This is a genomic window from Haloarcula sp. H-hyl6 (assembly GCF_056934455.1).
The window spans coordinates 655,062-677,874 of record NZ_JBRIIK010000002.1 but is presented as its reverse complement, the minus strand read 5'-3'; the positions used below and the strand labels follow the sequence as shown (position 1 = coordinate 677,874).

Genomic DNA, 22,813 nt, shown 5'->3' with positions numbered 1-22,813 from the left:
CCCCGCGGGGAGAACGCGGGGAAAACGCCCCTTACCGCTCGGGAACGCCCGTGAGTACCGTCGCGACGTCCCCGATATCGTGCGTGTCCACGAGCAGTTCCGCGGCCGACCTGATGGAGTAGGTCCCGTCTAAGTCGACGCCGTAGCAGGCGGCGTAGAGGTCGAGCCACCGGTTCAGCGTCCCTTCGAGGCGGTCGAACGTCGCCTCGTCGAAGCGGACCCACTGCCCGCCGGTCCGGGCCTCGCAGTACAGCGACACCGTCGGGCCGACGCCCCGACGGAGGAGGTCCATCGCTCGCTCCTCGTCCGGCGGGTCCGGGTCGAAGTCCGCGGCGGCCTCGTCGGCCCGGCGTTCCAGCGCCCGAATCCGGTCGCGGTACTGGTGACTCATCAGCCCTGCTTGAACTCGACCCCCTTGCCCCCGGCGGGGTGTTCCCACTCGGTGTCGGCGACCACGGCGCAGGTCCCGCACTCGACGCACGGTTGCGTGTCGAGACTGACGAGGTGTTCCTCGTGTCCGTTCGTCTTGACCATCTCGTCTCGGTAGCACCCGCCGCCGAAGTCCTTCGCGCTGACCGGGCAGGCGGTCACGGCCGTCCCCGACGCCTCGAAGGAGTTGTCGACGAGTTGGATGTGGGGGTCGCCCACGTCGTAGGTCAGGTCGCCGATGCGGTCGTCCAGTTCGGGGGGTTGGACGTGGTTCTCGTCGGTCACCTCCTCGCCGAGTTCCTCCGCGATGACAGTCGGCAGGGTGACGTAGGGCAGTTTCGTGTCGGGAATCATCGAGACGAGCGTCGGCGAGTTGTAGGCTCGTTCGACCAGCCCCGACGCCGCGCGGACGCCGAAGCGCCCCAGCGCAGACTCCGCGACGGCGTTCGTGACGCCGTCTATCGGCCCGATTTCCCCGAGTCGCCCGACCGTGCTGTAGCTCCGCGGTCGGAGTTTGTCCATCACGCCCTCGTCGTGGAGTTTCTGCTCGTAGAGTTCGCCCGCACGGTGGGGGTCGCCCCGAGAGCGGGCGTCGGCGAACGCCTCGGCGGCCAGCGCACCCGCCGTGACGGCGTGGTTCATCCCCTTGATGATGGGGCCTTGGGCCTGCATCTGGCCGGCCGCGTCGCCGACGAGGACGAGGCGGTCCGCGTGCGGCGAGGTGTGGGCCACCTTCTTCGAGTCGGGGACGAGTTTCGCGCTGTACTCCAGTTCGGTGTAGTCGTCCCCGAGCCACTGGGCCATCAGCGGGTGGGTCAGCAGACCGTCCAGCAGTTCCTGGGGTTCAGCGCGTTCCTCCGCGATGGAGTCCAAGTGGAACACCGTCCCGATGGACAGCGACGCCTCGTTGGTGTAGAGGAACCCGCCGCCCCGCACCCCGTCGAAGAGGTCGCCCGAGAACAGGTGCGCCTCGCCCTCGTCCTCGTCGATGTCGAATCGCTCGTCGACGACGTCGGGGTCCATCTCCGCGACGGCTTTCACCCCTTGGAACCACTCGTCGGGGTCCTCCCAGTCCATCAGGCCGGCGTCGCGGGCCAGTTCCGAGTTGACCCCGTCGGCCGCCACGACGACGTCGGCCTCGATGGGGTCCAGTTCCTCCGTCCGGACGCCGACGATTTCGCCCTTCTCACGGAGGAGGCCGGTGACGTGGACCTCCGTCAGGAGGCCTCCGCCGGTCTCGCGGGTAAGTTCGTGGACGCGCTCTGCCAGCCACGAGTCCATCCGCCGCCGGAGGACGGAGTCGGCCCACGCCGTGTCGTGGTGGTGCAGGTCGCCGATGTCGAACGTCTTCACCGTGTCGCCGGCGACGTTGTGGATGTAGTTCTCCGTGACCGGCCGCTCGGTCGCGGCCTCGCGAAAGTCCGGGAACAGGCTGTCGATGGTGTACGGCGCCGACTCCTCGGCGTAGATGAGTCCGCCCGAGACGTTCTTCGACCCGGCGTCGACGCCCCGTTCGAGGACCAGCGTCTCGACGCCGTTTCGCGCGAGGTTCGCCGCCGCGGCGGCCCCGCCGGGACCGCACCCGACGACGACGGCCTCGTAGTGTTCGTGGTCAGTCATCGCTCACCTCCACGGCCGCGGCCAGTTCACCCTTCTCGACGGCCTCGGTCAGTTTCGGGAGCACCTCGAAGAGGTCGCCCTCGATGACGTAGTCCGAGAAGTCCCGGATGTCCGCGTTCGGGTCGGTGTTGACGGCGATGATGGTGTCCGACTCGTCACAGCCGACCTTGTGCTGGATGGCCCCGGAGATGCCGGCGGCGATGTAGACGTCCGGTTCGACGACCTGCCCGGACTCGCCTATCTGGCGCTCCTCGGTGACGTACTGCTCGACGTGGCTGTCGAACGCGTACGAGGACGTGATGACGCCCCGAGAGAGGCCGAGGTCGGCGTCGTCGAAGGCGTCGACGAGGTCCAAGGCCAGTTCGATGCCCGTCGTGGGGTCGTCGCCGATGCCCCGGCCGACGGCGACCACCACCTCGTTGCCGGTGAGGTCGACACCGCCTGACAGGCGGTCGAACTCCGTGACGTCCACCTCGAACCACTCGTCGTCGAGGTGCATCTCGTACTCGACGACTTCGGCCTCGCGGTCGTAGTCCGGGTCCGGAATCTCGAAACTGCCCGGAATCACGGACGCCCCCTGCGGGTGGAAGTCCCGGTTGGGCTTGTCGATACAGAGGATGGTCGAGTACTCGAACCCGGAGAAGTCCGGCCGCTTCATGTGCAGGACGCGCTCGAACTCCTTGTTGTCGCCCGCGTTGCCGACCTTCGCGGGGTTGGAAATCATCGCGTTCTCGATGTACAGCCCCGAGCAGTCGGAGGCTAACCCGGAGTCTAGGGCCCCCTGCACGAGCGCCGAGAGGTCCCGACCGTTGTTCGTCGCCGGGAAGATGGTGTAGCGCGGTTCGTGGTAGTCCTTCCAGTCGACGTCCTCGTGGCCCTCGCTGGCGAGTTCGCCGCCGGCCCGCGACATGTCGGTGACTATCTCGGTGTAGGGCGTGTGCCGGAACCGTTCGAGTCTGTCGTCTTCGAGGTACACGACGAGGTCCGCGCCGTAGGCGGTGACGTCCTCGACGTGGTCGCTCGCCTCGTCGCCGACGAGGACGGCGACGACGCGTTCGTCCTCGCCGTAGTCCTCGTTGTACTGGTCCATCAGTTCCCGGGCCTTCCCGAGCATCTCCTTCGAGACGTCGACCAGTTCGCCCGCTTGGGTTTCGCAGAACACCCACATGTCGCGGTACTCCGCGCCGACGGTGCCTTCGACCCACTGCTTGTCGTTGGTCGGGTGGTCGAGGTCGGGGTACTTCTCCTCGGGCGGGACGTACTCGACTTCCCCGCCCTCTTCCTCTTCGCTCCCCTCGACAGAGTCGATGCGGTTCTCTATCTGCGTGATGGCCGACGAGCGGTCCTTGCCTTCGCGTTCGCGTTCGAGGACGTCACGGAGGACGTCGGCGTCGTCGACGCCCCGGACCATGTTGGCGATGTCCGCGACGGTCATCTCCGTCAGGTCGACCGTCTCGGGGTCTACGTCGCCGTCGTCCTCGGCCTCGACCTTCTCGATGCGGTCCTCGATGAGCGTCTTCACCGGGACGCGGTCCTCGCCGTCCTCCTCCAGTTCCAGCATCTCGCGCAACTCGTCGGCGTCGTCGACGTCCTTTATCTTCGGTCCGAGTTCGGCTATCTCGTACTCCGTTGGGTCTATCTCTGGCATCGTCAGTCACCTGCCGCGTACGGCGTGAGTTCGTCGAGCACCGATTCCATCCCGGCCGTGTCGTCCCCGTCTATCACCGTGGCCTCCCGTTCGGAGGGGGCCTTCGGAATCGGGTCGACGCCGGCGACGATTGTCGGCGACCCGTCGAGGCCGATGTAGTCCGGGTCCAGATTCAGGTCATCGTGGTCCCAGACCGTGAGGACGTCCTCGTACTCCTCGGCCCGTTCCTGGGTCTCCTCGCGCAACTGCTTGTGTTCGAGGCGGTGGCTGGCCTTCCGGTAGGTTGGTTCGAACTCGGGGTCGGCGACGACGAAACAGGGCATCGGCGCTTCGACGGTCTCTATCTCGCTCACGTCGCCGTCGACCAGTCGTTTCGCCCGCAACAGACCGGCCTCCTCGTCGATGTCCAGCGAGACGACGTGCGTGACCATCGGCCAGTCCAGACAGTACGCAGTCTGGGGGCCGGTGTGGCCCGTCTCCCCGTCCGCGGTCTTGAAGCCCGCGAACACGAGGTCGGGTTCCGTCTCGAGGTTCTGGATGCCGGTGGCGACGGTCATCGCCGTCGCCCACGTGTCGGCCGCACCCATCTCCCGGTCCGAGAGGAGGTACAGGTCGTCGGCGTACACGTCGGCCATCCCCTCCTGTAACACCTCCTGATACCCCGGCGGCCCCATGCTCATCAGCGAGACGTGGCCGCCGTTGCGCACCCGCGTCTGGAACGCCGCCCGGAGCGCGTGCTTGTCGTTCGGGTTCATCACCGTCGGCGTCTTCCCACGTTCGAGGTGGCCGTCCTCGTCGAAGGAGACCTGCCCCTCACGGAAGTCGGGGACGCCTTTCGTCAGAACTACAGTGTGCATGTGTGTCACGAACCTCGTCAACGTACCTCATCCCGGGTCGAACATAAATGTATGTTCACAATAACTGGTGACAGTTTCGGGGACGGGGTGGCGAGAGCCGTCGCTCCACCGAACGGAGTGACCGGAAAATCGCAGTCCAGACGCGTCAGATGCGGCCGGCGCGGCCCGGGTCTACGTCGATGGCGTCCACGGGGCAGACGTCGACACACAGCATGCAGTCGATACACTGGTCCTCGTGAGCCGGGTCGGCCTTGATTTCGCTCTCGGGGTGTCCCGGCGTGTCCACCCACTCGAACACGTCGACGGGACAGTCCTCCAGACAGGCCCCGTCGGCCAGACAGATGTCGAAGTCGACGGCGACGTGGGTGCCGTGGATGCCGAGTTGCTCCGGTTCCTCCACGGGGCCCCAGACGTTGTGGCCGTCGTGTTGTTCCACAACCTCGCGATTGTCCTCGAACTCGGGGTCTATGGCCATTGGTATCTAACCCCACTCAGCGATGATACTTAAACTTTCGACCGACGACGTTACCGTCGCGGTTCCTCGCGGCCGCGAGGCGGGCCACTGCCGGGCGGTTTCCCGGGCCCGCCGCCCGCGGACGGGTCGGGACTCCCGCCCTGTGGCCCGTCCGTGACGCCGACGTGTCGGCCGAGGAACTCGACGGTGCGGTCGTAGACGTCGTCGTAGAACGCGCCGTTGAACGGGAACGCGTGGCCGCCCGGAACCGGTTCGTACGCCACCGTCGTCACTGGGTCCAGCGCCTCGGCCAGCAGCGCCGACTGGGACGGCGGAAGCACGTCGTCGTCCTCGCCGTGGAGCAGGAGCGTCGGTGGCATCGAGACGTCCGCTTGAGCCACCGGCGAGGCGAGGTCGTACGCCTCGGGCATCTCCTCGGGACCCCCGCCGAGATACTGCGTGTGAACGTCCTCGTGGTCCGCCGGGTCCTCGGCGTCCATCGCTCGGAAGTCGTAGACGCCCGCGTAGCCGACGACAGCGGACAGTTCCGCGGAGGCCCCGGGATACAGGTCCGGTTCGAAGGCGGGGTCGTCGCCCGTCGCCGCCGCGAGGACCACCAGATTTGCGCCGGCGGAGTGGCCGACGCCGACCACTCGCTGCGGGTCCGCGCCGTAGTCGGTGCCTTCCGCGCGACACCACTCGATAGCGGCCTTCACGTCGACGAGCGGTGCCGGGAACGTGTGGTCGGGCGCGAGTCGGTACTGCGGTTCGACGACGAGATAGCCGTCTTCCGCGAGGTCGATGGCGTGCCGGGCGAACTCGCCTTTGTCGCCGACGGTGAACGCGCCCCCGCGAACGAGGACGGCGACCGGTTTCGGGCCGCTACCGGCCGCCGACTCGTACACGTCGAGGCGGAGCGTCTCGCCGCCCGCCTCGTGGAACGGCACGTCTCGCTCTACGGTGACCGTCGTCGAAGCGCGCTGTGACACGTCTCGTACTGCGATTTGCGGGAATAAAAACGCGTCGGGGGCCGGTTAGCTCTCGATGGGAATGTGCTTGCCGCGAGTGACGGCACCCTCGGAGACGGGCAGGCGGACTTCGAGGATGCCGTTGGTGTAGCTCGCGGCGATGTCCTCGTCGTCGACCCGTTTCGGGAAGCGGAACCGCCGGTGGTAGGTCCGCCGCTGGTTCCGCTGTTCGTCCTCGTGTTCGGCGGCGACGTTCGCCATGCAGTCGTCTACACGCCCTAGGGATGCGCGAAGTACGCGACCGACTCGCCGGCCGGGTCCACGTCGTCCACGCGGGCGAAGCCGACGCGCTCGAACTGGAGCATGTCGTCGGCGTCGTAGTCGAGGACGCCCGGTTCGGCGACGCCGGTCACGTCGCCGTCCATCGTCCGCAGTCGGAGTTCGGGGCCGTCGGCCGGTGCCCAGTGGACGACGTCGACGCCCTCCTCGCGCACAGCCGAGATGTCGTCGCCGACGTACTCGAAGGCGTCGCGGGTGTGCCGGACACAGCCGAACCCCTTCAGCCAGACTCGCTCGCCGTGTCCGGGCAGGTCGTCGCCCTCGACGGCGACAGTCCCCGTGACCGATATCTCCCGCCGCCCCCGGTCCTCGTGGTCGGGGTGGTACGGCGGTTCGCCGGCGTCCGGGCCGCCGACTACCTGTCGCTCGACCAGTCCGCCGTGGTCCTCGCTGTCGCGGACGAAGAACGCGCGGTCCGTCTCGTCGTCTATCAGGTCGCGGTTGTTCGCGTACACCGACGACATCGCCAGGTCGACGTTCGAGGTGGAGGTACCGAGTTCCACCATGGCGTCCACGAGCGCTTGCCCGCGGATGCCGCGCCGCTTGAGACTCGCCACCGTCGGCGCGCGCGGGTCGTCCCAGCCGTCGAGTTCGCCCTCGGCTATCAACTCGGCGATGGTGGAGGTGGACATCTTCACGTCGTACTCGTCGACCTGTACGTGGCCCCAGTGGATGACCTCCGGGTACTCCCAGCCGAAGTAGTCGTAGACGAACTGCTGGCGCTTCGCGGAGTCCTGCAGGTCGATGCCGCGGATGATGTGCGTGACGCCCAGCAGGTGGTCGTCGACGCCGCTCTGGAAGTCGAGCATGGGCCAGCAACGGTAGTCTGCGGCCTCCTCGCGCGGGTGGGGCGTGTCTATCATCCGGAACGCGACGAAGTCGCGCAGGGCCGGGTTCTTGTGCGTGATGTCCGTCCGCACGCGGAGGACCATCTCCCCGCTGTCGTACTCGCCGTCGACCATCGCGTCGAACTCCTCGTGGACCGTCTCGACGTCCTTCTCTCGGTGCGGGCAGGCCTCGCCGCTGTTCTTCATGTCCGAGAACTCGCCCTGCGGGCAGGAACACGTGTACGCGCCACCGGCGTCGATGAGTTTCCGGGCGTACTCGTAGTACGTCTCGACTCGGTCGCTCGCCTTGCACACGTCGTCGGGTTCGAAGCCGAGGTAGTCGATGGCGTCAAGGATGGCGCCGTACGCGTCGAGGTCGGGGCGCTTCGTCTCGGGGTCGGTGTCGTCGAACCGGCAGACGAACTCGCCGTCGTACCGCTCCTTGTACGTCCCGATGACGGCGGCCATCCGCGCGTGGCCGATGTGCCACGGGCCGTTGGGGTTCGGCGCGACGCGCATCCGAACCGTCTCGTACTCGTCGGCGTTGGGCAGGTCCGGGAGCGGGTGGTCGTCGCTCTCGTCCTCGGCCTCCAACTCTTCGAGCTTCTCGGGTGCGAGTTCGGCCAGGCGTTCCCGTCGCTCGTCGGCGTCCATCCCGTTGACCCGGTCGACCACCGGCGCGATGACGCCCGGAATCTCGTCGCCGTGCTCGCGGAACTCCGGGTTCTGTCCCATGAGCGGCCCCATGATGGCCCCGACCTGTGCCTCGCTGTCGTGTTTGACCGCGTTGAGGAGGGCGTTCGTCTCGGCGGCCTCCTCGATACGCTGGCGTAGCGCGTCGTCCATGGTCGAAGCGTGCGGCGGGAGGCCCCAAAACGCCGTCGGGTTCGCTCGGCGTGGGCAGGCGTCGGGGTCCGCGTCGAGGCGTCGGCCGGCCCGTCACGGTTATTTTCCCGGGCGTCGGACCGTCGGGTATGGCAACCGACGCCGCCCGGTTCCTCGCGGACTCTCCGGACCGACTGGCCCTCCTCGAACGGTTGCTGGCGTCTCCCGGGTCCCCCCGTGACCTCGCCGCCGACCTCGACCAGTCCCGGCGGAGCGTCCAGCGGAACCTGTCCGCCGTCGCCGACCGCGGGTGGGTCGAGAAGCGCGACGGGGACTACCGCGTGACGACGACCGGCGAACTGGTCACCCGACGCCACCGCGAGTACGTCGACGCGCTGTCGGCCATCGACGCCAACGAACCGCTGTACGCACACCTGCCGACGGACGCCGCGCCCGACCCAGCACTGCTGGCCGACGCCACCGTCGTCCTCGCCGAGTCCGACCAGCCACAGGCGCCGGTCAGCCACTACGTCGACGTCGTCGAGGCGGCCGCCACCGACCGCGTGCGGATGGTTTCGCCGGTGCTGAGTCGCCTGTTCCACGACGCCCACGCCGGGCAGGTACTCGCCGGCGTCGAGACCGAACTACTGCTGGACGGCGAGACGATACAGCGGGCCCGGCAGAAGAACCCCGCCGAGTTCGCCACGGTGGTCGGCGTCCCGCCGTTCACGCTGTACCGCCACCCCGAACCGTTGTCGTTCGGACTGACGCTGACGGACGACAGAGTGCTCTTGCTGGCGTACGACGACGACGGCCAACTGCGGGCCTGCGCGGACGGCACCGACGCCGACCTCTACGAGTGGGGCGCCGACGTCTACGACCGGCACTGCGAACGGAGCGACCCGGTGTCGGGACTCGACGCACTCGGGTCCTGACGTCCACGACAGGGGGTGGCCACGACGACGGTAGCTGACGTAAACTCCCCCGCGAGGCTACGTCGACCCGTATGCGAATCCTCCTGCTCGGCGGCACCGGCTTCGTCGGCCGGCGACTCGCCGTCGAACTCGACGCGCGAGGGCACGACGTGACGGCCCTCGCTCGGTCCCCCGACGCGACCGCCCTCCCGGACGGCGTCCGAACCGTCGCCGGTGACGTGACGGACCCGGACTCGCTCGACGCGGCGTTCGACGGACAGGACGCCGTCGTCAACCTCGTCGCTCTCTCGCCGCTGTTCGAACCCGGCGACGGCGAGGAGGCCCACGAGCGGGTCCACCTCGACGGGACGAGACACGCCGTCGCCGCGGCCGAGCGCCACGGCGTCGACCGGTTCGTTCAACTGAGCGCGCTCGGCGCCGACCCGAACGGGCCGACCCACTACGTCCGAGCGAAGGGGCGGGCCGAGAGTGTCGTCCGCGAGTCGTCGCTCTCGTGGACCGTGGTCAGGCCCTCCGTCGTCTTCGGCGACGGCGGGGAGTTCGTCTCGTTCACACGCCTGTTGACGACGCCGTACGTCACAGGCCTCCCGGGCGGCGGGCGGACGCGCTTCCAGCCAATCTGGGTCGACGACCTCGCCGGGATGCTGGCCGACTGCGCCACCGACGACGCCCACACCGAGCAGACCTACGAACTCGCCGGTCCGGAGGTGTTGACTCTCGCCGACGTGGCCCGCGCCATCTACCGCGCCGAGGGCAGGCCGCTGGTCGTCTTCCCAGTGCCGATGGCGCTGGCGAAGGTCGGACTCACTGTCGCCGGGTCGGTGCCCGGCGTGCCGATGGGGGTGGACCAGTACCGCTCGCTGACGTTCGACAACACCGTCACGGACACCGACGTGACGGCGTTCGGCGTCGACCCGGGGTCGCTCCGAACGTTCGAGGACTACCTCGGTGCCACCGTCGAGCGCTCGCCGGGCCTGCTTACCGACCCGGTGACGCTGGTGCTGTTCGCGTACTTCGCACTCACGACGTACCTGCCGACGTTCGTCGACACGGCGCTCGCCCCGCTGGCACCGGCCCTCGTCGAGACGTACGTCGCGCCCGCCGTGACGGCGCTGTACGCCCCGACCTATCTCCTGACGATACTCGTCTACGACGCGCCGTGGGGGCTTGAAAACGTCGTCTACGTCGTCGAGTCGCTGTTCGGGACGCAGGCGACCGGCCTCTACGACGTCGGCCTCCTCCTGACGTACTTCGCCTGTGCCGTCGTGTTCGCGTGGGTCGGCCGGGCCGTGCGGTCGGTCGCTGGCCCTCGCCACGGGTGAGCGCGACCCGCCCTCAGACGGGGAGGTGCGTCCCGACGCGGCCCAGCGCGTCCAGTCCGGTCACCTCTCCGGACTCGTCCGGAACCGTCCACAGGTCGAGGTCGGGCAACGATTCACGAAGTGCGTCGAGTGACTCCTCCTGCACCGCCCGCTTACCTCGGCACCGCTCGCAGTCGCCCGGGTCTTCGATTAGCTTGTTCACCACGAGCGTCGTCACGGGCACCTCGAACTCGCGCAACTGGGCGACCAGTCGCTCGCTCTCTCGGACCGCCATCGTCTCCGGAACCGTGACGACCCGAAACGCGGTCCGGTCGGGGTCTCTGAGGACGCTCCCGACTCGCTCCATGCGCTCGCGCATCGCAGTGAAGTCGTCCCGTTCCCCGTCTCGCCGACTCGCCATCGGCCCGAACAGCATCGTCCGCGTCGTGTTCACCTTCCGTCGCACTTGGTCGCGCAGGTCCAGCGCCGTCGCCATCCCGCGGTCGAGTACCGACGGGAGGTCGAGTAGTCGGAGCGTGTGGCCGGTCGGTGCGGTGTCGAACACGACCCGGTCCCACCGGTCGTCGTCGACGTACGTCGCCAGTCCCTCCAGCGCGGCGAGTTCGTCGCTGCCGGGCATCACGCCCGACGTGAAGAGGTCGGTTATCTCGTCTTCGTCGAGGCGGATACCCGCGCTGGCGAACTCCTCGGCCAGCGCCTCGAACAGCGCCCGGTAACGGTCGATGCCCGCCTGCGGGTCCACCTCGACGCCCCAGAGGTTCTCGCGTATCTCCACCGGGTCGCCGCCGACCGTCGCTTCGACGGCGTCGCCCAGCGAGTGGGCCGGGTCCGTCGAGACGACGAGCGTCTCCTGGCCCCGTCTTGCGAGCGAGAGCGCGGTCGCCGTCGCGATGGTCGTCTTTCCGACCCCACCTTTCCCGCCGTAGAGGACGAACACAGTCACGACTCCACGTAGGTGTCAGATCGGCTTAACGCTCGGGTGCCAGTGTGGAAAACGCGACAGGGTCAGTACTCGCGCTCGACGAGGTAGTTGGCGATGCCGTCGAGCAGGTCGCGGGCCTCGTTGTCCGGGAGGACTTCGAGGTTCTCTTTCCCGCTGGTGACGAGTTCCTGCGCCCGGTCGCGGGCGTATTCGATGGACCCCGCTTCGCGGAGCGTGGCGACGGCCTCGTCTATCTCGGCCTCCGACACCTCGTCGACGGAGTCGGTGTCGACGAGGTTCTCCACGTCGACGCCCTGCTGGCGGGCGTGCAACGTCACGAGGGTCTGCTTGTTCTCGACGAGGTCCGAGCCGCGCTGTTTGCCCAGTTTCTCGGATGGCGTCGTCAGGTCCAGCAGGTCGTCCTGAATCTGGAACGCCCGGCCCACGTCGAGTCCGTGGTTGTAGAGAGCACGGACCGTCTCGTCGTCGGCCCCCAGCAGGGTCGCCGGGATGGACGCGGCGGCCCCGTAGAGGACGGCCGTCTTCAGTTCGACCATCTCCAGATACTCGTCGGGCGTGACCGCGTCGCGCTGTTCGAACTCGATGTCCAGCGACTGCCCCTCGCAGATGCGCGTACACGTCGTCGCGAGGCGTTCGTTGGCGGCGACGGTCCGGTCGTCGGCCGCGCCCGTCGACAGGAGGAACTCGAACGCTTTCGAGTACAGCGTGTCGCCGGCCAGAATCGCCGTCGAGAGGTCGTACTCCTTGTGGACGGCCGGGACCCCGCGTCGGAGGTCGTCGTCGTCCATGATGTCGTCGTGGATGAGCGTGAACGTCTGGATGACCTCGATGGCCAGCGCCGCCGACAGCACGTCGGCCTGCCCGCCGTCGAGCGTCGGGAAGTCACGGTAGTCGACCGAGAGCGGCTCGACGTCCAGCAACGACTCCGCGACCAGCAACAGCACGGTCGGGCGGAGTCGCTTGCCGCCGGCGTCCAGCAGGTAACGAGCCGCCTCGTAGAGATGCTCGGGCCGCGTCACTGGAAGCTCCTCGGGGAGGGCCTCGTTGACCCGCTCCCGGCGGGCGAGGATGGCTTCTTCGACCTGCTGATAACCTTCGGACATGTGGTTATTCCGTGAGCTGAATCATGTTGCCGTTACGCGTCACGTGCAGGTCGCGGCCGACCTTGTAGCCCATGTCCTCGGCGAGGTCCACGTACGGGGCGAACCCTTCGAGGCTCTGGTGGGCCGGGATGACGTTCTGGGGCTGGAGCGCGTCCAGCATCTCGTAGTGGCCCTCCTGACGCAGGTGGCCCGAGACGTGGATGTCGTCGTAGATGCGGGCCCCCTGCATGCCCAGCAGTTTCTCGGACTGGTAGCGCTGGCCCTCGTTGGTCGGTTCCGGGATGACCCGGGCCGAGAAGATGACCTTGTCGCCGTCGTCCAGTTCGTAGGGCGTCTCGCCGCGGCCCATGCGGGTGAGCATCGCGCGCGGTTCGCCCTGGTGACCCGTCACGATGGGCAGGAAGTTTTCCTTCCCCTCGTTCATGATGCGCTTGAAGGTGCGGTCGACGGACTTGCGGTGGCCGTACATCCCGAGGTCCTCCGGGAAGTCCACGAAGTCCAGTCGTTCCGCGGTGCCGGAGTACTTCTCCATCGAGCGACCGAGCAGAACCGGCTGGCGGCCGATGTCGTCGGCGAACTCCACCAGCGACTTCACGCGGGCGATGTGCGAGGAGAACGTCGTGGCGACGATGCCGCCGTCGTAGTCCTCGACGCTGTACATGACGTCCTTGAGGTGGCGGCGAGCGACGGACTCGGAGGGCGTGCGGCCCTTCCGGCCGGCGTTCGTACAGTCCTCGATGTAACAGAGGACGCCGTTGCCCTCGCGGCCGATTTCCCGGAACCGCTCCATGTCGATGGGGTCGCCGATGACCGGCGTGTGGTCCATCCGCTTGTCCAGTCCGTAGACGACCGACCCTTCGGGCGTGTGGAGGACAGGGTTGATGGCGTCGATGATGGAGTGGGTGACGTTGACGAACTCCAGTTCGTTGCGCTCGCCGATGTTCATCGTCTCGCCGGCCTCCATCTTCACGAGGTCGTTCTGGACCCCGAACTTCTCCTCGCCCTTTATCTGCTGTTTGACGAGTTCGATGGTGAACGGCGTCGCGACGATGGGTGCGTCGTAGCGGTGGGCGAGTTTCGAGATGGCGCCGATGTGGTCGAGGTGGCCGTGGGTCGGCACGATGGCCTTCACGTCACCTTCGAGGTCGGACATGACCCGGTCGTCCGGGATAGCGCCCATGTCGATGAGGTCGAGCGAGTGCATGCGCTCGGTCTCGACGTTGTCGTGAATCAGTACCTTCGAGAGGTTCAGGCCCATGTCGAAGATGACGACGTCGTCACCTGCACGGACGGCCGTCATCTGACGGCCAACTGCCTCGTATCCGCCGATTGTTGCGATTTCGACTTCCATGGTTGTAGGTCCGAGTGGAAGCCGTCCGCGGGCCCGCGGTTGTGGCTGGCGACGACGGCACCTGTCGAAACGGCGTCTCGATTCCGGTGGGCGACGAGGCCGTTCGGGTACACCCGTAGCCTCGCTACCCGCAGTGGAAGGGACTCGCGTCCCGACGACTCTACCCGTCGTCTGCCGGCCGCCGAACCGCGGTCCGCGGGCGGCCGTGCGCTCGGTTACGGGGAGATACAACGCCGCTTCTTAAAACGGTGTGGGTTCCGCTCCGTCACTCGTCGTCCAGCGCGTCCGACAGCGGGTCGCTGTCCGAATCCACGTCGAACCCGCTGACGCCCTCGTCCGCGAGCGTCTCGTCCTCGTCCGTCACCTCGTCGGCGGACCCCGCGTCGGTAGAGGTGGCCTCGTCGTCTCCGTCCTCGATTATCCGGGTCTCTCTGGACTCGATGGTTCCGAACAGGTCGTCCGCCGGGTCGTCCGTACCGTCGTCGCCGAACAGGTCGTCGGTCGTCCGGGGTTCGTCGGGCGACGTACCGGCGGACGCCCCACCCGCCGGTTCCTCCGTGGGTTCTGTCGCCCAGTCGGACGGCGCGTCGGTCGTCTGTGTCTCAGTGGTGGCGTCGGTGCCGTCCTCGGAACCGGCCCCGTTCTCTGGCGGTGTCGCCGCGGACTGTCCATCGTCCGGTGGTCCCTCGCTCGTGTGGGCGTCTTCCTCGTCGGCGGACGCCGCCGGTCGCTGGAACTCCGCGGGGTCCGGCGGCGACCACTCCTGCGGTTCCGTCTCGGGCGACTCCTCCTGAGAGGACTCAGTGTCCCCCTCAGACGGCTCCTCGACGGGGTCGGCCGGCCCGTCGTTCGGCCCGCGTTCGGTCGCTGGCCCGCCGAAGACGTCGTCGTACTCGGGAGAGTCTTCGGTCGCTTGGTCCGTCTGCTCGTCGGACGTCTCGACCGGCGTCGCCTCGGCCGCCTGCGGTGGCTGGTCGTCGGCGGGGCCTCCGAAGATGCCCTCGTCGGTAGACTCGTCAGCCGACTCTCCGGCGGGTTCGTCGCCGTCGTCGGCAGACGCCGTCGGTGACGGGGACGGGGCGGAGTCGGGGTCGTCCGACGAGGCCTCCTTCCGCGTGGTCGTCCCGGTTCCGTCGTCTGGCGCGTTCGAATCGGCCGCCGGTTCCACCGGGGGGGCCTCGTCGGACGAGCGGGGGGACGGTGGTTCGGACTGGGTCTGGGCGTCCTCTGCCGTCTCGTCGGTCGTTCCGGGCGTCACCTCCGCCCCATCGTCACCGACACCCCCGTCGAGCGGGTCGTCGTCCCGTCGAGTCTCGGGTTCTGCCGCGGTGTCGCTCGGCTCCTCGCCCTCGGATACGTCGTCGGACGACTGTGCCGCGGTTCCGGCGGCCGCCGCGGCCGAGGTCGCCTGCTCGGCCGATGCCGCTCCGGACTCCGCGTCTGTCGGCTCCCGCTCGTCCGTCGCCGTCGACTCCCGTGCCGCCACGCCCGCTGCGGTGCCGACCATCGCCGCGTCGGCGACGAGTTTGTGGAGGAGGCCGAACAGGCCAGAGAGCGTGAGGAGGACGCCGATGGCGGCCACGGCCACGCCGAGGAGCGCCCGGTTCGTCTCGACGGATTGCGAGGCGCTGGGCGAGGCCCCGAGGACCAGACCGATGCCGACGAACGCGCCGCCGACGATTGTGACGACCAGCACGTAGCCGACGAAGCGAGCGCCGTATCGGTAGACGTCTGGCAAGCTAACAGCAGACATGAATTTACAATTAGTAACGGCGGTGAAATAGGTTACGACGGTGGTAGGCCTACCGCTCCGCCCCAATCGTCGTTCCGGGGGCGTCGCCGCCGACGAACGCCCCCAACGACTCCGGCCCGAACACGACGGCCGTGGTGTCCAGTTCGAGGAGAGCGCGGACCTTCCCCGCCATCCCGCCGGAGACGTCCGTCGCGTCGCTCCCGCCGAGGGCGTCGGCCACGTCGGCGAACGCCTCGATGCGGTCGATTACGTCCCCCCCTTCGTCGAGGACGCCCGGAACCGTCGAGCAGACGCCGACGCGGTCCGCGGCGACGGCGGGAGCGAGTTCGACGACGAGTTCGTCCCCGCTGAGCACCGTCGCCCCCTCCCCCGCGTGAGCGACGAGGTCGCCGTGCAACACGGGGACGAAGCCCTCGCCCAGCAGGGTCCGGACCTGTCCGGTCGGGAGCGTCAGGTCCCCCTCGGCGTCGCGGGCCGCGGCGGAGAAGGGATGGACCGGGACGGCTGGCACCCCCCGTTCGGTCAGCGCCTCGACAACCGCGGCGTTCAGGCGCGTCATGGCACCGTGGATGGCCTGCACGCCCGCCACGTCGTGTGTGCCTTCGGTGGTACTCACGCCGTACTCGGCGGCGTGGTGGTGGCCGAAACTCCCGCCCCCGTGGACGACCACCAGCTCCTCGTCGCTGGCGGCGACGGCGTCCGCGGCGGCGGCGAGTGCGTCCTCGTCCACCGTCTCCGGCGTCTCCTTCTCGGTGACGACGCTCCCGCCGAGTTTGAGGACGACCGTCATTCCCGCCGGACCCCGTCGGTGTCCAGTTCGGCCCGGAAGGCCTCCTCACACCCCGGCGTGTACTTTAGCGCGGTCAGCGCGTCGTCGGAGTCGTCCAGCGCGACGATGCACCCGCCGCCGCCGGCCCCGGTGAGTTTCGCGCCCATCGCCCCGGCGTCTCTGGCCGCCCACACCATGGTATCGAGCGACCGCGAAGAGACGCCCAGCGCCGACAGGAGGCCGTGGTTGAAGTTCATCAGGTCGCCAAGCGTCCCGTGGTCGTCCGACCCCAGTATCGACTCGCCCTCGCGTACCACGTCCCCGATTGCTCGGACCGTGTCGGCCGCGAAGTCGTACTCCGCCCGGAGGTCACGGACCCCCGCGACCAGCGCCCCGGTGTCGCCCGCACCGCCGTCGAACCCGATGACGAAGGGGAGGTTCCCCACGTCGTCGAGGGTCCGACAGTCGTCGCCCTCCACCCGAACTGCGCCGCCCATCGCCGAGCAGAACGTATCGGCCCGCGAGGCCTGTCCGTCCTGTACCGCCGCTTCGACCTGATACGCCCGTTCGGCGATGGCTTCCGGCGATAGCGAAACGCCGAGTTCCCGTGTCGCCGCGTCGATGGCGGCGACGACGACGGCCGCCGAAGACCCGAGGCCGGCCCCCAGCGGAATGTCGCTCTCTATCTGTATCTCGAACCCCGCGCCGGGCGCGTCGGCGGCGTCGCGGACCTGCGCCACCGCCTCGTTGACGTATCCCATCGCCGCTTCCAGGAGCGGTTCCGACGCGTCCACGTCGGGTCGCCCCTGTCCGTCCCCCTCGTACTCGACCGTGAACCCGTCCAGTTTGAGGTCCTCGGAGTGGATGCGCAACCCCTCGTCAATCTCCGTCGCCGTCACCCGGGCCCGGCGCTCGATTGCGCACGGGACGGCCGGTTCACCGTAGACGACAGCGTGCTCCCCGAACAGATACACCTTCCCGGGAGCGCTCGACGTGACCATACCCGCCCGTGCGGGCCGCGGGGGTTAGGTGTTTTCGGAGCCGAGTTGTGCCAAACCGGCGGACCGAGCAGGTCCGGAGACCAACGTTACAACCCCGCTTTTAGCCACCTGGAAGCCCTTTACGCTGACTGGAGTACCGGCGTCCATGAACCGCCGACGTCTCCTCACCGCCCTCGGGGCGGCACTCGCGACCACCGCTGGCTGTCTCTCGGGCCCGTCGTCCACGGGGGCGAGGACGCCGGCCGACCAGCCGTCAGACACGCCGGCACCCGAGCCGACGGAAACGCGGCCCACGCCGCCGACGGCTTCGGCAATCGAACTGGGCGACGTCGTCGTCCGGAAGGCCATCAGGTACGAGTCGAGCATGGGGTCCGGTGGCGTCCTGACCGAACAGGACCGACAGTACGTCGTCGCCTCGCTCGCGGGGACGGAAGGCCCCCACGAGTTGGCGTTCACCTTCGAGACGGCGGGGGAGTCGTGGGACAGTGGACTCCCCGACACATTCGGTGCGCGGAACCACTCGGTCACGGGCCACGGACGGCCCTACGTCGCGTTCGCCCTCCCCGCTCCGCTGTCGGCCTCGCACCCGCGGATACGGCTGGCGAACGACGGGAGCGAGTGGCCGTTGCCGGACGACGCGCGACGGACGCTCGCGATGCCCGCTCCGCGGTTCGAACTGGACGACCTGCGCGTCCCCGACACGGTCAGGCAGGGCGACCGACTCCCCGTCTCGCTGACGGCCACGAACGTCTCGGAGACGGACGGGCGCTTCCTCGCGGCCCTCTACTGGCCGACGGAGGGTATCGCGGACGACGACGAGTCACACGTCGTCGACCGGACCGTCGGAGCCGGCGAGTCGGTGACGGCGTCGCTCGACGTCGACACCCGATACACCGTCAGAGAGAGCGGTCCGGTCACCCTCGCCCTCAGGGGCCACGTCACGGCGGAGCGAGAGGTGCAGGTGACTGGGGCCGGCACCCCGGCCTAGGTCCGCTCACGCACGCGCATCGACATCTCCTGTCGTGGGTGGGCCGTCAGCGAGGGCATCAGTTCCAGCGGCGTCTGTCCGAGGAACTCCAGTCGGTACCGCTGTGCCGCCGTGGCGACGATGAGTTGGGCCTCCAGCATGGCGAGGTGCTTCTCGATGCAGTGGCGCGGCCCGCCGCCGAACGGGAAGTACGCGAACCGCGGCCGTTGGCTCGCGCGGTCGGGCCGCCAGCGCTCGGGGTCGAACTCGTCGGGGTTCTCGTAGAACCGCGCGGAGCGGTGGACGCCCCACTGCGGGAGCATCAGCGTCGTCCCCGCTTCGACGGGGTAGCCCGACAGTTCCACGTCTTCTGTCGGTTCCCGGAAGATGGTGTACACCGGCGGGTAGAGCCGCATCGCCTCCTGAATCACCCACTCCACGTAGTCGAGGTCGCGGACGTGGTCCATGCCCGGCGTCTCGTCGCCGACCACTTCGTCCAGTTCCTCGTGGACCTTGCGCTCGGCCTCGGGGTGCTCCGAGAGGAGGAACCACGTGTAGGTGAGTGTCAGCGCCGTCGTGTCGTGGCCCGCCAGCAGCATCGTCATCATCTCGTCGCGCAACTGCTCGGGCGACTGGTTGCCGTCGTCCCGGGCGCGGAGCAACACCGAGAGGAAGTCCATCGGCCCGTCCTCGTCGGTCCCCTTCGTCCCTTCCCGAACGGCGACGACGTCGTCCAACACGTCGTCCAGCGTCGCGACGGCCCGGTCGAACGCCGCGTCGTCGGGCATCGGCAACCAGTCGGGCGCGGCGAACCGTATCGGGTCGGGTTCGAACCGCTGGCCCAGCGGTATCAGTTGCTCCTCGATGGTCTGGACCCGTCGGTCGGACAGTTCGACGCCCATCATCAAATCGAGGATGACGTCGAGCGTCGTCCGCGTCATCGCCCGTTCGACGTCGACGACGTCACCCTCCCGCCAGTCGGCGATGCGGTCGGCGGCGTGGCCCGTGATTCGGTCGGCCATCCCCGACAGGCGGGCCATCGAGAACGCGGGCGTGGCGAGTTTCCGCTGGCGCTCCCACGTCTCACCCTCGCTCAACAGGAGGCCGTCGCCGAGCAAGTCGCCCAGCGCGTCCCCCTGAAAGTCCGGCTTTCGGAACAGGTCGGCCTCGGAGACCAACACTCGCTCGATTGCCGTCGGGTCACACAGCATCAGGGTGTCCATCGGCCCCATGTCGAACCGAGCGACGTCGCCGTAGGCCCCCTCCAGCGTCGAGATGAACCGGAACGGGTCCTCGGCGTACGTCCTGCTACTGCCGAACAGCGGTTCGCCTTTCGGTCCAGGCGGCGTTCCTGCCATCGCTCGGCGTTAGGACCGGACACGTTTGAATCGCATGCCAAACCAGTCGGTAACGGCCCCAGCGCGGGGTCAGAGCCAGCGCCCCGGGTCGAGGTTCCACGTCGTGTGCCGCGCCACCCACGTCCCGCCGAGTCCGCCCAGTGCGCTCAGTCCGACGGTGTACGCGAGGAAGAACGCCAACACGAGGGCGAGAAAGAGGTCGTACGCCGGCGAGGAGGGCGGGATACCGAACCCGAGAGCGCCGGCGAGAGACAGCGCCGGCACGAACAGCGCGAGCAGTGGAACCATCGCACCGACCCCGGCCAGCAGTCCGAGCCACGCCCCGCGGGCGTAGCCGCCGCCGTCCCGGGTGGCCGCCACCGCGCCCCCCACGACCGAGGAGAACGGGACGAACGAGAGGACGACGGTCACCAGCGCACCCCACCCCGCGTCGGTCAGCGCCTCTCGCATCTCACCTGCTGCTGTCGGGGGGCGGGGTAATATACGTGGCTCCCGCCGTCGGCTCAGTTGCCGACGTCGGTGTCGTACTTCACGTAGTTGCCGAGCCATCCGCCGAGGGCGCTCAGGCCGACCACGTAGACGGCACCGAACAGCGCCGCCACGAGGAAGAAGAGCGCACCGAACGCGCCCATCCGAACCGGCATCCCCCCGAGGAGGAACCCGAGGAAGACGACGAACACGAAGAAGAACACGACGAGAGTGAACAGGAGGCCGATGACGCCAGAGACGAGGCCGACTCGGAGGCCGTCGTTCCGGTCACCCCCTTCCAGATAGCCGGCGAGTGCCCCGCCGAAGACGGGTGCGAAGGGGACGAAACTACTCAGGACTGCCGTCGCCACGGCCCCGATGACCGCGTTGAGGAGGGTATCATGTTCTGCCATCGGAGGCAGGTACACGTGGACGGGTCCTATGTCTTGTGTCGCCGCTCATCGGGTTGACTCGGTGGTGACGGACGCGAGAAAGTGAATCGAATGCGGGCCTCAGATTTCGGACTCGAAGTCCTCGAGACCGTAGGCCGGTTCGGCACCGCGGCGGTCGAGCGTCTCGTTGGCCAGCAGCCAGTAGACGACCGACAGCGCCTTTCGCCCCTTGTTGTTCGTCGGGACGACGAGGTCCACGTTGGACGTGGTGTTGTTGGAGTCGCACATCGCGATGACAGGGATGCCGACCGTGATAGCCTCCTTGACGGCTTGGGAGTCACCGATGGGGTCGGTGACGACCACGACGTCCGGTTCGATGTAGCCGTCGTAGTCCGGGTTCGTCAGGGTACCGGGGATGAACCGGCCCGTGCGGGCCCGCGCACCGACGGCCTCGGCGAACTTCTCGGCCGGGAACCGGCCGTACTGGCGCGACGACGCCACGAGAATCTGCTCGGGGTCGTAGTTGGCCAGGAAGTCCGCGGCGGTGCGGATGCGCTGGTCCGTCATCGAGACGTCCAGCACGTAGAGCCCGTCGGTCCGGACGCGGTGGATGAACCGCTCCATGTCCTGGGTCTTCTGCTGGGTCCCGATGTGGACGCCGGCGCCGAGGTAGTCCTCGACGGGGATGAGGAGGTCGGCCTCCGACTGCTCGTCGGGCATGACGTCCTCGTCTAGCTGGGGTCCGGCGTCTTCGTCTTCGGTTGTCTCTGCCTCGGCCGCCTCGTCGGCGGCGTCGGCGGGCTGTTCGGCTTCCGTCTCGGTCTCTGCGTCGACCGCCTCGTCGTCCTCCTCGGACGGGTCGAAGTCGGACTCGGACGCGTCGAGACCCTCTTTTTCGTTCCCGCTCATACTGCGTTGTCCTCGATACGGATGAGTTCGTTCAGCTTGGCTGTGCGCTCGCCGCCGACCGCGCCCGTCTTGATGAACGGGGCGTCGGTCGCGACGGCGAGGTGTGCGATAGTGGTGTCCTCGGTCTCGCCGCTCCGGTGGGAGACGACGGACTCGTAGCCGTGTCGGGTCGCCAGTTCGATGGCGTCCACGGCGTCGGTGAGCGTCCCAATCTGGTTGGGTTTGATGAGGATGGAGTTCCCGGCACCGGCACTGATGCCGGCTTCGAGGCGCTCGACGTTGGTGACGAACAGGTCGTCGCCACAGACGAGCGTCTGGTCGCCGACCCGGTCGGTCAGGTCGGCGAAGGCCTCGTAGTCGTTCTCGTCGAGGGGGTCCTCGACGTAGACGAGGTCGTACTCCTCGACCTTCTGGGCGATGTACTCTATCTGCTCGTCGGTCGACTTCACGCCGTCGTCGTAGACGTAGCCGCCCTCGTCCTCGTCGTACAGTTCCGCGCCTGCGACGTCGAGGCCGAACGTGATGGCGAAGCCGAAGTCGTCCGCGACGGTCTCGACGGCCTCCTCCATAATCTCGAACGCTTCGTCGTCCGAGACCGAGGGAGCCCACGCGCCCTCGTCGCCCTTGCCCGCTGGCAGGTCACGGTCGGCCAGGATGTCGTGGACCTCCTGGTGGACCGCGGCGTTGGCGAAGACGGCCTCCTCGACACTCGGTGCGCCCACGGGGGCCGCGAGGAACTCCTGAATGTTGGTGGCGTCGGCGGCGTGTTCGCCGCCGCCGATGATGTTGCCCAGCGGCGTCGGGTACTCGTTGCCCCGGAAGGTGCCGCCGAGGTGCTGGAACAGCGGCGCGCCCAGCACGTCGGCACCGGCCTTGGCGGCCGCCATCGAGATGGCGACGGCCGAGTTGGCCCCGATACCCGAGAAGTCGTCCGTGCCGTCGGCGGCGTGGAGCGCCGCGTCGACGTCACGCTGGTTCCCGGCGTGGACCTCACCGACGAGGCGAGGGACGGCGTCCTCGCGAGCGTTCGCGATGGCCTCCTGAGCCGGCAGTTCGATAGCCTCGTACTCGCCGGTGCTTGCGCCGCTCGGTGCCTTGCCGCGGCCGAAGCCCCCACTCTCGGTGAGGACGTCGGCTTCGACGGTCGCGTTTCCACGCGAGTCGAGGACGCGGCGGAGTCGTACGTCAGTGATGAGCGTCAATTGTGGTCACCTCGTTTGACCGTGAACGGAAGCACCCCGGCGTCGTACTCCTCGGCGGCGATGAGGATGGGCTGGGTGTGCTCCGTCTCGATGAGCACGGGAGCACCGTGAGCCAGCTGCAGCGCTCGTGCGCCGAGTTTGCGAGCCTTCTCGTAGCGGCTTTCCTGTGCGTTCATTGGTAGGGTGCGACGATGTCGACGAGGTCTTTGTGCGAGACGAGCATCCGGCGACAGCAGTGCCGCTCGACGCCGAGTTCGTCGAGGACCTTCTCCGGGTCCTCGGGCTCTTCGGCTTCGCGGGTGCGGGCCTTGAACTCCTCCCAGTGCTCGCCGACGACGTTACCACAGGTGAAACACCGGACCGGTACCATCAT

General features: G+C 68.3%; 22 protein-coding genes and 2 pseudogenes. 3 read left to right on the top strand and 21 right to left on the bottom strand.

Features of this window, described 5'->3' with window-relative positions:
- Positions 1-31: 31 nt before the first annotated feature.
- The 8 genes and pseudogenes from Hhyl6_RS16995 to Hhyl6_RS16960 all read right to left on the bottom strand — a co-directional run bounded on the left by Hhyl6_RS16995 (position 32) and on the right by Hhyl6_RS16960 (position 7,988).
- Complete coding sequence (locus tag Hhyl6_RS16995) at positions 32-391, bottom strand: DUF8055 family protein (RefSeq protein WP_483740436.1); 360 nt, start codon at positions 389-391, stop codon at positions 32-34.
- On the bottom strand, positions 391-2,049 hold the full coding sequence (locus tag Hhyl6_RS16990; protein WP_483740435.1) for an FAD-dependent oxidoreductase: 1,659 nt from the start codon (positions 2,047-2,049) through the stop codon (positions 391-393). Before Hhyl6_RS16990 ends, Hhyl6_RS16995 begins: the two co-directional genes overlap by 1 nt.
- Positions 2,042-3,697, bottom strand: coding sequence for an electron transfer flavoprotein subunit alpha/FixB family protein (locus Hhyl6_RS16985; RefSeq protein ID WP_483740434.1), 1,656 nt, complete (start codon positions 3,695-3,697; stop codon positions 2,042-2,044). The genes Hhyl6_RS16990 and Hhyl6_RS16985 overlap by 8 nt, the downstream gene beginning before the upstream one ends.
- Before the next feature lie 2 nt (positions 3,698-3,699).
- Positions 3,700-4,554, bottom strand: a complete 855-nt coding sequence (locus Hhyl6_RS16980) for an electron transfer flavoprotein subunit beta/FixA family protein (RefSeq protein WP_483740433.1) — start codon at positions 4,552-4,554, stop codon at positions 3,700-3,702.
- A gap of 145 nt (positions 4,555-4,699) precedes the next feature.
- Entirely contained in the window at positions 4,700-5,029 is a 330-nt protein-coding gene (locus Hhyl6_RS16975; protein WP_483740432.1) for a 4Fe-4S dicluster domain-containing protein, read from the bottom strand.
- 50 nt (positions 5,030-5,079) lie between these two features.
- The gene (locus Hhyl6_RS16970; protein ID WP_483740431.1) at positions 5,080-5,997 is read right to left on the bottom strand and encodes an alpha/beta fold hydrolase; all 918 of its coding nucleotides are present in this window, start codon (positions 5,995-5,997) and stop codon (positions 5,080-5,082) included.
- Positions 5,998-6,042: 45 nt separating this feature from the next.
- Positions 6,043-6,246: pseudogene (locus tag Hhyl6_RS16965) on the bottom strand (Hsp20/alpha crystallin family protein); the annotation flags it as partial.
- Positions 6,247-6,254: 8 nt separating this feature from the next.
- Positions 6,255-7,988 carry a glutamate--tRNA ligase gene (locus Hhyl6_RS16960; RefSeq protein WP_483740430.1) on the bottom strand — a complete coding sequence of 578 codons (1,734 nt, stop codon included), beginning with the start codon at positions 7,986-7,988 and terminating at the stop codon, positions 6,255-6,257.
- Positions 7,989-8,116: 128 nt separating this feature from the next.
- Here Hhyl6_RS16960 and Hhyl6_RS16955 point away from each other — a divergent pair, with 128 nt between their 5' ends.
- Together Hhyl6_RS16955 and Hhyl6_RS16950 are read left to right on the top strand one after the other, a co-directional pair.
- Positions 8,117-8,902 carry a helix-turn-helix transcriptional regulator gene (locus Hhyl6_RS16955; protein WP_483740429.1) on the top strand — a complete coding sequence of 262 codons (786 nt, stop codon included), beginning with the start codon at positions 8,117-8,119 and terminating at the stop codon, positions 8,900-8,902.
- A gap of 71 nt (positions 8,903-8,973) precedes the next feature.
- Positions 8,974-9,852 (top strand): annotated as a pseudogene (locus Hhyl6_RS16950) (complex I NDUFA9 subunit family protein); the annotation flags it as partial.
- Positions 9,853-10,237: 385 nt separating this feature from the next.
- On the opposite strand, the gene Hhyl6_RS16945 reads toward Hhyl6_RS16950, so the two are convergent.
- The 6 genes from Hhyl6_RS16945 to mvk all read right to left on the bottom strand — a co-directional run bounded on the left by Hhyl6_RS16945 (position 10,238) and on the right by mvk (position 17,144).
- The gene (locus tag Hhyl6_RS16945; RefSeq protein WP_483740428.1) at positions 10,238-11,167 is read right to left on the bottom strand and encodes an ArsA family ATPase; all 930 of its coding nucleotides are present in this window, start codon (positions 11,165-11,167) and stop codon (positions 10,238-10,240) included.
- Between the two features lie 62 nt (positions 11,168-11,229).
- Entirely contained in the window at positions 11,230-12,270 is a 1,041-nt protein-coding gene (idsA3, locus tag Hhyl6_RS16940) for a geranylfarnesyl diphosphate synthase (protein ID WP_483740427.1), read from the bottom strand.
- 4 nt (positions 12,271-12,274) lie between these two features.
- A complete protein-coding gene (locus Hhyl6_RS16935) occupies positions 12,275-13,621 on the bottom strand; it encodes an RNase J family beta-CASP ribonuclease (RefSeq protein WP_483740426.1) in 1,347 nt (448 codons plus the stop codon).
- Between the two features lie 265 nt (positions 13,622-13,886).
- Complete coding sequence (locus Hhyl6_RS16930; RefSeq protein WP_483740425.1) at positions 13,887-15,374, bottom strand: midas domain-containing protein; 1,488 nt, start codon at positions 15,372-15,374, stop codon at positions 13,887-13,889.
- 49 nt (positions 15,375-15,423) lie between these two features.
- A complete protein-coding gene (locus Hhyl6_RS16925; RefSeq protein ID WP_483740424.1) occupies positions 15,424-16,164 on the bottom strand; it encodes an isopentenyl phosphate kinase in 741 nt (246 codons plus the stop codon).
- Entirely contained in the window at positions 16,161-17,144 is a 984-nt protein-coding gene (mvk, locus tag Hhyl6_RS16920) for a mevalonate kinase (RefSeq protein WP_483740423.1), read from the bottom strand. The genes Hhyl6_RS16925 and mvk overlap by 4 nt, the downstream gene beginning before the upstream one ends.
- Positions 17,145-17,289: 145 nt before the next feature.
- On the opposite strand from mvk, the gene Hhyl6_RS16915 reads away from it, so the two are divergent.
- On the top strand, positions 17,290-18,132 hold the full coding sequence (locus tag Hhyl6_RS16915) for a hypothetical protein (protein WP_483740422.1): 843 nt from the start codon (positions 17,290-17,292) through the stop codon (positions 18,130-18,132).
- On the opposite strand, the gene Hhyl6_RS16910 is transcribed toward Hhyl6_RS16915, so the two are convergent.
- From Hhyl6_RS16910 to Hhyl6_RS16880, 7 genes are all read right to left on the bottom strand, one after another.
- Complete coding sequence (locus tag Hhyl6_RS16910) at positions 18,129-19,469, bottom strand: cytochrome P450 (protein WP_483740421.1); 1,341 nt, start codon at positions 19,467-19,469, stop codon at positions 18,129-18,131. The genes Hhyl6_RS16915 and Hhyl6_RS16910 overlap by 4 nt on opposite strands.
- 69 nt (positions 19,470-19,538) lie before the next feature.
- Positions 19,539-19,919, bottom strand: coding sequence for a DUF5518 domain-containing protein (locus Hhyl6_RS16905; protein WP_483740420.1), 381 nt, complete (start codon positions 19,917-19,919; stop codon positions 19,539-19,541).
- A gap of 53 nt (positions 19,920-19,972) precedes the next feature.
- Entirely contained in the window at positions 19,973-20,350 is a 378-nt protein-coding gene (locus Hhyl6_RS16900) for a DUF5518 domain-containing protein (RefSeq protein WP_483740419.1), read from the bottom strand.
- Between the two features lie 99 nt (positions 20,351-20,449).
- Entirely contained in the window at positions 20,450-21,238 is a 789-nt protein-coding gene (gene rpsB / locus Hhyl6_RS16895; protein ID WP_483740418.1) for a 30S ribosomal protein S2, read from the bottom strand.
- Positions 21,235-22,440, bottom strand: a complete 1,206-nt coding sequence (eno, locus tag Hhyl6_RS16890) for a phosphopyruvate hydratase (RefSeq protein ID WP_483740417.1) — start codon at positions 22,438-22,440, stop codon at positions 21,235-21,237. Before eno ends, rpsB begins: the two co-directional genes overlap by 4 nt.
- Entirely contained in the window at positions 22,437-22,616 is a 180-nt protein-coding gene (locus Hhyl6_RS16885; RefSeq protein WP_483740416.1) for a DNA-directed RNA polymerase subunit K, read from the bottom strand. Before Hhyl6_RS16885 ends, eno begins: the two co-directional genes overlap by 4 nt.
- On the bottom strand, positions 22,613-22,813 hold the full coding sequence (locus Hhyl6_RS16880) for a DNA-directed RNA polymerase subunit N (RefSeq protein WP_159901306.1): 201 nt from the start codon (positions 22,811-22,813) through the stop codon (positions 22,613-22,615). Before Hhyl6_RS16880 ends, Hhyl6_RS16885 begins: the two co-directional genes overlap by 4 nt.

Coding starts and splice junctions, on each gene's coding strand:
- Hhyl6_RS16995 (WP_483740436.1), bottom strand. CDS start 391: ATGAGTCACCAGTACCGCGACCGGATTCGGGCGCTGGAACGCCGGGCC.
- Hhyl6_RS16990 (WP_483740435.1), bottom strand. CDS start 2,049: ATGACTGACCACGAACACTACGAGGCCGTCGTCGTCGGGTGCGGTCCC.
- Hhyl6_RS16985 (WP_483740434.1), bottom strand. CDS start 3,697: ATGCCAGAGATAGACCCAACGGAGTACGAGATAGCCGAACTCGGACCG.
- Hhyl6_RS16980 (WP_483740433.1), bottom strand. CDS start 4,554: ATGCACACTGTAGTTCTGACGAAAGGCGTCCCCGACTTCCGTGAGGGG.
- Hhyl6_RS16975 (WP_483740432.1), bottom strand. CDS start 5,029: ATGGCCATAGACCCCGAGTTCGAGGACAATCGCGAGGTTGTGGAACAA.
- Hhyl6_RS16960 (WP_483740430.1), bottom strand. CDS start 7,988: ATGGACGACGCGCTACGCCAGCGTATCGAGGAGGCCGCCGAGACGAAC.
- Hhyl6_RS16955 (WP_483740429.1), top strand. CDS start 8,117: ATGGCAACCGACGCCGCCCGGTTCCTCGCGGACTCTCCGGACCGACTG.
- idsA3 (WP_483740427.1), bottom strand. CDS start 12,270: ATGTCCGAAGGTTATCAGCAGGTCGAAGAAGCCATCCTCGCCCGCCGG.
- Hhyl6_RS16935 (WP_483740426.1), bottom strand. CDS start 13,621: ATGGAAGTCGAAATCGCAACAATCGGCGGATACGAGGCAGTTGGCCGT.
- Hhyl6_RS16930 (WP_483740425.1), bottom strand. CDS start 15,374: ATGTCTGCTGTTAGCTTGCCAGACGTCTACCGATACGGCGCTCGCTTC.
- Hhyl6_RS16925 (WP_483740424.1), bottom strand. CDS start 16,164: ATGACGGTCGTCCTCAAACTCGGCGGGAGCGTCGTCACCGAGAAGGAG.
- mvk (WP_483740423.1), bottom strand. CDS start 17,144: ATGGTCACGTCGAGCGCTCCCGGGAAGGTGTATCTGTTCGGGGAGCAC.
- Hhyl6_RS16915 (WP_483740422.1), top strand. CDS start 17,290: ATGAACCGCCGACGTCTCCTCACCGCCCTCGGGGCGGCACTCGCGACC.
- Hhyl6_RS16910 (WP_483740421.1), bottom strand. CDS start 19,469: ATGGCAGGAACGCCGCCTGGACCGAAAGGCGAACCGCTGTTCGGCAGT.
- Hhyl6_RS16905 (WP_483740420.1), bottom strand. CDS start 19,919: ATGCGAGAGGCGCTGACCGACGCGGGGTGGGGTGCGCTGGTGACCGTC.
- Hhyl6_RS16900 (WP_483740419.1), bottom strand. CDS start 20,350: ATGGCAGAACATGATACCCTCCTCAACGCGGTCATCGGGGCCGTGGCG.
- rpsB (WP_483740418.1), bottom strand. CDS start 21,238: ATGAGCGGGAACGAAAAAGAGGGTCTCGACGCGTCCGAGTCCGACTTC.
- Hhyl6_RS16885 (WP_483740416.1), bottom strand. CDS start 22,616: ATGAACGCACAGGAAAGCCGCTACGAGAAGGCTCGCAAACTCGGCGCA.
- Hhyl6_RS16880 (WP_159901306.1), bottom strand. CDS start 22,813: ATGATGGTACCGGTCCGGTGTTTCACCTGTGGTAACGTCGTCGGCGAG.